Source organism: Blautia sp. HA3515, from assembly GCF_059933065.1.
In genome coordinates, this window is the sequence record NZ_JAYFUY010000112.1 from 1 (window position 1) to 7,871 (window position 7,871).

Annotated in this window: 6 protein-coding genes and 2 pseudogenes; 6 read left to right on the plus strand and 2 right to left on the minus strand. The window is 43.6% G+C overall.

The genetic code is table 11. The annotated features are described in order from the left end of the window. Positions 1 to 118: 118 nt before the first annotated feature. From R1Y93_RS09560 to R1Y93_RS09575, 4 genes and pseudogenes are all read left to right on the plus strand, one after another. Positions 119 to 2,158: pseudogene (locus R1Y93_RS09560) on the plus strand (DHH family phosphoesterase); the annotation flags it as partial. Between the two features lie 19 nt (positions 2,159 to 2,177). Then, entirely contained in the window at positions 2,178 to 2,627 is a 450-nt protein-coding gene (rplI, locus tag R1Y93_RS09565) for a 50S ribosomal protein L9 (protein ID WP_500822627.1), read from the plus strand. A 7-nt stretch (positions 2,628 to 2,634) separates the two neighbouring features. After that, on the plus strand, positions 2,635 to 3,963 hold the full coding sequence (dnaB, locus tag R1Y93_RS09570) for a replicative DNA helicase (protein WP_500822628.1): 1,329 nt from the start codon (positions 2,635 to 2,637) through the stop codon (positions 3,961 to 3,963). A 122-nt stretch (positions 3,964 to 4,085) separates the two neighbouring features. Beyond that, complete coding sequence (locus tag R1Y93_RS09575; RefSeq protein ID WP_500822629.1) at positions 4,086 to 4,640, plus strand: MerR family transcriptional regulator; 555 nt, start codon at positions 4,086 to 4,088, stop codon at positions 4,638 to 4,640. Between the two features lie 80 nt (positions 4,641 to 4,720). Here R1Y93_RS09575 and fdxA read toward each other — a convergent pair whose 3' ends face one another. Further along, positions 4,721 to 4,891, minus strand: coding sequence for a 4Fe-4S ferredoxin (gene fdxA, locus R1Y93_RS09580; RefSeq protein ID WP_500822630.1), 171 nt, complete (start codon positions 4,889 to 4,891; stop codon positions 4,721 to 4,723). Between the two features lie 241 nt (positions 4,892 to 5,132). Here fdxA and R1Y93_RS09585 point away from each other — a divergent pair, with 241 nt between their 5' ends. Further along, on the plus strand, positions 5,133 to 5,333 hold the full coding sequence (locus tag R1Y93_RS09585) for a DUF1858 domain-containing protein (protein WP_500822631.1): 201 nt from the start codon (positions 5,133 to 5,135) through the stop codon (positions 5,331 to 5,333). 208 nt (positions 5,334 to 5,541) lie between these two features. Here the strand turns inward: R1Y93_RS09585 and R1Y93_RS09590 are convergent, their stop codons facing one another. Beyond that, positions 5,542 to 6,285: an adaptor protein MecA gene (locus tag R1Y93_RS09590; RefSeq protein WP_500822632.1), complete on the minus strand. Its 744-nt coding sequence runs from the start codon at positions 6,283 to 6,285 to the stop codon at positions 5,542 to 5,544. A 1,075-nt stretch (positions 6,286 to 7,360) separates the two neighbouring features. Here R1Y93_RS09590 and R1Y93_RS09595 point away from each other — a divergent pair. After that, positions 7,361 to 7,871 (plus strand): annotated as a pseudogene (locus R1Y93_RS09595) (glycosyl hydrolase family 18 protein); the annotation flags it as partial.

Genomic DNA, 7,871 nt, shown 5'->3' on the forward strand with positions numbered 1-7,871 from the left:
GAATGTGTAGGAATCCGTGAGGGGGGTTACTTGGGTATGGAAATATTTCCATGAATCTGGTATAATATACAGGTGCACGTAAAATTGGTTTTATCTATGTAATAGAATGGGAAAAATCATGAAAGAAAAATTAAAATTCAGAGGGCCATTGAAACAATATATGCGGACCCCTATGTACCTGGCGATTCTGCTTCTTGGACTGAATATCCTGGTATATATGGTTAATATCAGGGCAGGACTTTTAGTATCCCTGGGACTGGCTGTGTACCTACTGATCGTTCTTCTGATCTATATTCATCACAAGCCAATGATCCTCAACGCCCTGGTTGCATTTACCACACAATACAATGCCCTGGAGAAACGTATGCTGGAGGATCTGGCACTGCCTTTTGCCATTATGGATACCAACGGCAGGATGGTCTGGTCCAATCGGCTGTTTGCAAGCCTGATGGGGAAAGACCAGTTGTACAATAAGAATATAGCTACCCTTCTTCCGGATATTACACCAGGAGAAGCTGCCTGTTCCTGGACAGAATGACATAACAGAGGTAACTACCGGCTTTGGGGACGGAATCTACAGGGTTTCTATGCAGTGTATCACTATGAAGGATGTGGTTGAGCATACAGATATTCTGGAGAAGACACAGAATGATCTGAGCCTGATCGCCCTGTATCTTTATGACGAGACAGAATTGCAGGAATACATCCAGAAGAATGAAGATGATAAGCTGGTTGTAGCCTTGGCGTATCTGGATAATTACGAAGAAGCGCTGGATAGTGTAGAGGATGTACGCCGTTCTCTTTTGATCGCATTGATCGACAGGAAGATCACCAAGTATTTTTCAAATTTTGACGGCGTTGTTCGTAAGCTGGAAAAAGACAAATATTTCCTGATCATGCGTCAGAGCTCTCTCGAGGCATTAAAGGAACAGAGATTCCATATTCTGGATGAGGTAAAAACGGTTAATATCGGTAATGAAATGGCTGTTACCTTAAGCATCGGTATTGGATTGAACGGATCCACTTATCTGCAGAATTACGAGTATTCCAGGATCGCCATTGAAATGGCACTTGGCCGTGGAGGCGATCAGGTGGTGATCAAGAATGGCAATACCATCACATACTTTGGCGGCAAGGCACAGCAGATGGAAAAGGCAACCAGAGTGAAGGCAAGGGTAAAGGCACAGGCCCTTAAGGAATTTATGAGTACCAAGGACCGCGTTGTGGTTATGGGACATAAGATCACAGATGTGGATGCATTAGGAGCAGCCATTGGTATCTACCGTGCAGGGAAGACAATTGGAAAACCGGTGCATATTGTGGTGAATGATCCTACCACATCTATTCGTCCTTTGATGGCAGGTTATGTGGGAAGTCCGGATTATGAGCCATCCATGTTTGTAGATAGCAGATCAGGCCAAGGACCTTGTGGACAATAACACAGTTGTAGTTGTTGTAGATACCAACAAGCCAAGCTATACAGAGTGTGAGGATCTTTTATACCTTACAAAGACTATTGTGGTACTGGATCATCACAGACGGGGCAGTGAAGTGATACAGAATGCAGTACTCTCTTATGTGGAGCCGTATGCTTCTTCTACCTGTGAGATGGTAGCAGAGATCCTTCAATATTTTTCAGACGATCTTCGCCTGCGAAGCATGGAAGCAGACTGTCTGTATGCCGGTATTGTGATCGATACCAATAATTTTACCACCAGAGCAGGAGTGCGTACCTTTGAAGCAGCAGCATTTCTTAGAAGGAATGGTGCAGATATTACCAGAGTGCGTAAGATGCTGCGGGATGATATTGATTCTTACAAGGCAAGGGCAGAGGTTGTGCGTACTGCCAGCATTTACAGGAAATGCTTTGCTATTGCAAAATGTCCAAGCGAAGGCCTGGAAAGTCCTACCGTTGTAGGGGCACAGGCTGCCAATGAGCTTCTGAATATTGCAGGAGTAAAGGCTTCTTTTGTACTTACTCCAGTACAACAAAGAAGTATATGTAAGTGCCCGTGCCATTGATGAAGTGAATGTACAGATCATGATGGAGCGGATGGGCGGAGGCGGCCATCTGAATATTGCCGGCGCACAGCTGAAGGCAAGTCTTGATGAGGCGGAGCAGATGCTGAAAGACAATTATAGATCAATTATATCGAAGAAGGAGAATTTAAGGAATCATGAAAGTAATATTACTGGAAGATGTAAAGTCCCTTGGGAAAAAAGGCGAAATCGTAAATGTAAGTGACGGATATGCAAGAAATATGATCCTTCCAAAGAAGCTTGGAGTAGAAGCAACACCTAAGAATCTGAATGACCTGAAGCTTCAGAAAGCCAATGCAGAAAAGGTTGCACAGGAGAATTACGAGGCAGCACAGGCTTTTGCAAAGGAACTAGAAACAAAAGAGATCATTCTTACTTTGAAGGTAGGAGAAGGTGGAAGAACCTTTGGTTCTATTTCCGGTAAAGAGATCTCTGAAGCAGCTAAAAAGCAGCTGAATCTTGAAATCGACAAAAAGAAACTTCAGCTTCCGTCCCCCATTCGTAACCTTGGCGTTACCAATGTTCCTGTGCGTCTTCATCCAAAGGTAACAGGAAGCCTGAAAGTATGGGTAAAAGAGGAGCAGTAAGTATTTCATGGAAGAAGCATTGATCAAACGGATACTTCCGCACAGTATTGAGGCAGAGCAGTCAGTGATCGGCGCCATGATCCTTGACAGGGATGCGATCCTGGTTGCCTCTGAGATCCTGACAAGCGATGATTTTTATCAGAAGCAGTATGGGATTATTTTTGATGCAATGGTAGAACTTTGCAATGAAGGAAAGCCGGTAGATCTGATCACCCTGCAGAATCGTCTTAAGGAAAAAGAACTGCCGCCGGATATCAGCAGCATGGAATATGTGCGTGATCTTCTGACTGCAGTACCTACCTCTGCGAATATCAAATATTATGCAAATATCGTTAGTGAGAAAGCAGTTCTCAGACGTCTGATCAAAGCCAATGAAGAGGTGGAGAATGCCTGTTATCTGGAAAAAGACAGCACGCAGACGATCCTGGAGGAAGCTGAGAAAAAGCTGTTCAATATTTTGCAGCGGCGTACCAGTGAAGAATTTGTGCCTATCCAGCAGGTAGTGCTTAATTCTATCAGCAATATTGAGAAGGCGTCCAAGCTGAAAGGAACTGTTACCGGTATTCCTACCGGCTTTGTAGACCTGGATTATAAGACCTCCGGCATGCATGGGTCAGATCTGGTGCTGATCGCTGCCAGGCCTTCTATGGGAAAGACGGCTTTTGTATTGAATATTGCCCAGTATATGGCATTTCGCAAGGATGTAACAGTAGCCATTTTCAGTCTTGAGATGTCAAAGGAGCAGCTGGTGAACCGTCTGCTTGCCATGGAATCTCATGTGGATTCACAGAATCTGCGTACAGGTAATCTGAAGGATGAGGATTGGACAAAGCTTGTGGAAGGCGCAGACATTATCGGACGTTCCAATTTGATCATTGATGATACGCCTGGTATTTCCATTGCAGAGCTTCGTTCCAAGTGCAGGAAATACAAGCTGGAGCATAATCTTGGGATTGTTATGATCGACTACCTTCAGCTGATGAGCGGAACCGGCAAAACAGATTCCAGACAGCAGGAGATTTCAGATATTTCCAGATCCTTGAAGGCTCTGGCCAGGGAACTGTCAGTGCCTGTGATCGCATTATCACAGCTAAGCCGTGCAGTAGAGCAAAGACCTGACCACAGACCGATGCTTTCTGACCTGCGTGAGTCAGGAGCCATTGAGCAGGATGCGGATGTGGTAATGTTTATTTACAGAGATGATTATTATCACAAAGATACAGAGAAAAAGGATATTGCTGAGATCATTATTGCCAAGCAGAGAAACGGCCCTATTGGTACGGTTGAACTGGTATGGCTGCCAAGGTATACACAGTTTGTAAATATGAAAAAGTAAGGCGGATTTTGTCAATCGCTTTTTCTTGCAATCTATTACCCCTTTGTTATAATTAAAACAAGATGCAGGTGTGCCATACAGACCATATTGGACACAGGTGCATCACAAAAAGGAGGGGTAGCGTGGATAAGCGGTATACAGTAGCGCAGACCGTTCAGATCACAGGCTTAAAGCCTTATGTTCTTCGATACTGGGAAGAGGAGCTGGATCTGAGGATCGGAAGAAATGAGCTTGGACACAGATACTACACCGGATATGATATTCAGTTGTTTATGAATATTCAGGAACTTAAGAAAAGAGGACTGCAGCTTAAGGCCATTAAGGAACTGGTTCCCCAGATCGCCAGGAAGGCTCCTGGGATGAGTCAGAGTAAGGTCAGGCTTCTGGAAGATACTTCTGTTCAGGTGGATACTGATCCAGATACAGATCCAGAAAAAGATCAGAAGGAAGGACAGGGATGTGAAGAGTTGCCGCCTGCCAGTGAGGATTCCGGGAAGATCCTGGAGTTCCAGCAGATCCTGGAAAGACTGATCCGGCAGGAGCTTCACACTCAGAACGACGGAGAGGCAAGATGCCGCTCGATTGATGCAGCTATCCGCAGACAGCAGCTTGCCAGGAAGGAAGCTGCCGCAGCAATAGAAAAGAAGAATAAAAAGAAACATAAAATACATATGTGATCAGTGAGACCTGTCTCCAGATCATAAAATGAAAAATGGCTGCCGCATATAGCGACAGCCATTTACTCGATCTTAGGAAATTATTCCTGGCTGATAGCGCCTGTAGGACAGACATCAGCGCAAGTTCCGCACTCAACACATGCATCTGCATCGATCACGTAATGCTCATCACCCTGAGAAATAGCCTCGTTAGGGCATTCGCTTTCGCATGTTCCACAGCTTACACATTCATCAGAAATTACATATGCCATAGTTATATCCTCCTTTAATCTCTTTTGTACCCTTAACCGGGTTCTGAATCTATTCTAATATATCTATCGTTGGATTACAAGTATAAAATTATAAACAAAATTTTAGAACTGTAAATGTTGATTCCTGTAAAAAATCGTATTATAATAGGCGAGGGTGGAGACTCTTTATAAGGACTGCAGATGTGGTCCTTTTACAGATAACGATTCTCTCCAGATTTGCGAATAAAGGAGGAAACAGATCATGGCACAGGTGACAAAACAGATGCTCATCGGCGAACTGCTTCAGTTAGATCCTAACATTGCAGGGGTTCTTATGAGAGCCGGTATGCACTGCATCGGCTGCCCGTCTTCCCAGATGGAGTCTCTTGAAGAGGCTGCTATGGTGCACGGGATGGACGCAGATGTCCTGGTAGAGCAGATCAACGATTTTCTTGCTCAGTAATTTGCACACTATATAGACGAAGGTGCATCTGTTTACAGAGGAGTTTTTGTGGACAGAGTGAACAGGTAAAGAGAATGCCGTATCAGTTACAGTCTTTTAGGATTGCAGCTTATACGGCATTTTTAATACTGATTTAGCCTGTTTAAAATGTCTACGTATCGTATAGACACTTTGAATGCATCATTTTAGTGCATCAAATAATTATACTTTAAAGCTGTTCCAGACTCTGGACTGCATGAAGGGTGATCAGTTCCCCGTGTTCTTTCAGATGAGCCTCTCCTGACATGGTGAATGCCTGGCCCTGCCCGTATTCGGAAAGAATGTTGCAGACCTTATTGAATTCCTCAGGAGTGCAGTCAGACTGGTGGATCACCAGACGGTAAAATCCCTGTGCTGCATCTTTGTATAATGTATTCTCTCCTGTGAAATAGCCTCCCAGTCCGTGGGCTGCTTGGATCACTTCATCCAGGGTGCGGAAAGAGAAAAGACGGATAAGGTCAATATCGGCTTCTCTCTCCTGTGGTGTCTTTTCTTGTGTGGGTGATTCCTTCTTCTCTGATGGCTTGGTCTGGGACTGAACTTTAGCTTCACACAGCTTCTGGATCAGATCGATAATATTGTCTGCTCCATCAAACTGGATGGTATCCTTACGGTCGCTGCCTTTGTAAGGAGAGAACTTGGAAAAACGTGTATCTAATTCCTCCGGATCCTCTACTTTGGTAATGATCAGGACAATGCTCTCTGCACTTACCGGAATAGCTTCGATCATCAGTGGAATATTATCAGCTTCAAATCCAAACTGCATCTGAGCCTGCTGCATCATATCACGAAACAGCTGCTTGGCTTTGTCTGTACCATAGGCCAGTTCGCTGATCTGGATATGGTGTGTCTCCAGATCTTCTTTTGTCAGGGTGCAGCGAATCTGATTGTCATTAATCTTTTCTATCTTCATATCATCACATCCTATTCTTAAGTGGGAATGATTCCTGCCTAAAGTTCATTATATTTTATATTATATAGCACAAAAGTGCAAGAGGGAAGCGGCTTCTATTTTTTATTTTTCAAGTCGAGCAGCAGCGAGACTTGGCGCGTGATTTGGTGCCAAAACACCAAAATCATGATTACACGGATTGTTCCGTGCTTTGCACTCCCACAATCCTGTAATCATTAAATATTTAGAAACAAAATGAAAAAAATTTCTTAACGGGCAAAAAAGACTTGCATCTGCAAATGAAAACTGTATAATAGAACTCAGGAAAGACAACCGGACGATCCATACAGGTTCAGTTACTATGAAACAAGGTATCAGCTTAAAGTATTAACATTATTTCACTACTGTGGACTTTGCCGATTTTGTCATGCAGCGTTCTTGCTGTGGCAGGGTACATATTTCCCCATAAGATGAAATGATCTGCCGGAAGTGTCTTTTCAGAACCAGTTGGTGTTTTCTGAAATAATCAGGAAAGGAGGTTAAGGCACGGAGAAGGATATATCACGTAAAAGAAAGAAAAAAGCCCGTAAAAATCTGGAAAATGAACTTCTGGAATACCAGAATCAGGGGATATACCTGTATCTGGAAGGAGAACTAAGTACGCCGAAATCCATTGCAAAAGCCTGTCAGATTGCAGAAGGCGGAGGTTATATGCGGGATTATACAGAAGATGAGCAGGGACGGATCGCCAGAGTGGACTTTGACTTTGTACTGGATGATCCTGACTTACAAAAGTAAATAGAAAGCAGGGAAATCCCTTTGGCAGCAGGCTCCCCCTACTCAAAGCCGTGGTCCGAAGGGATTTCCTGCCGAAATGAAAAAATCTGTGAAATGAGGCAATCTGTGAAATGAGGCAATCTGTGAAATAAAGTAATCTGTGAAATAAAGTAATCTGTGAAATAAAAAGTTGGAAAAATGAACTTACTGTTAAATGCTATTAAAAAACAAATTTCTTAATGCAATTTATAATGGATATGATATAATGGGCGGTAGCAAACTCGAATTTGGAGAATGGTTTTACTGAAAGGATAAAAGTATGGATAGAAAGAAAAAACCAGTGATACTGGTATGTGTACTGATTTTGGTGGTGGCTCTTGCAGGAGTGGCCGTTCATGTGATCATGAAGTATGTGCCTACCAGACAGAGAATGGATCTGAATGAATATTACGGACAGGTAGCTGACGGGCAGTGTGCCATTATTGTAGGTACAGAGCGTCTGGAGTCAAGAGGCCTTGTCTCTGATAATAAGACATATATTCCTATAGATGTTGTGGATTCATATATTAATCAGCGATACTACTGGGATTCTGAGGGACAGCAGGTACTGTATGCTACCCCCACCCAGCTGACCAGCCAGCCGGCACAGGCTGATCCGGGCAGTGAGGTATGGCTTAAAGATGGCATTGTTTATTTAAGCGTTGATTATATCAAGCAGTATACAGATATTGACGCATACGTATATACAGACCCTGCCAGGATCACTATTCAGAAGCAGTTTTCAGGGATCCAGACTGTACAGGTACAGAAGAATACATATGTGCGGTATC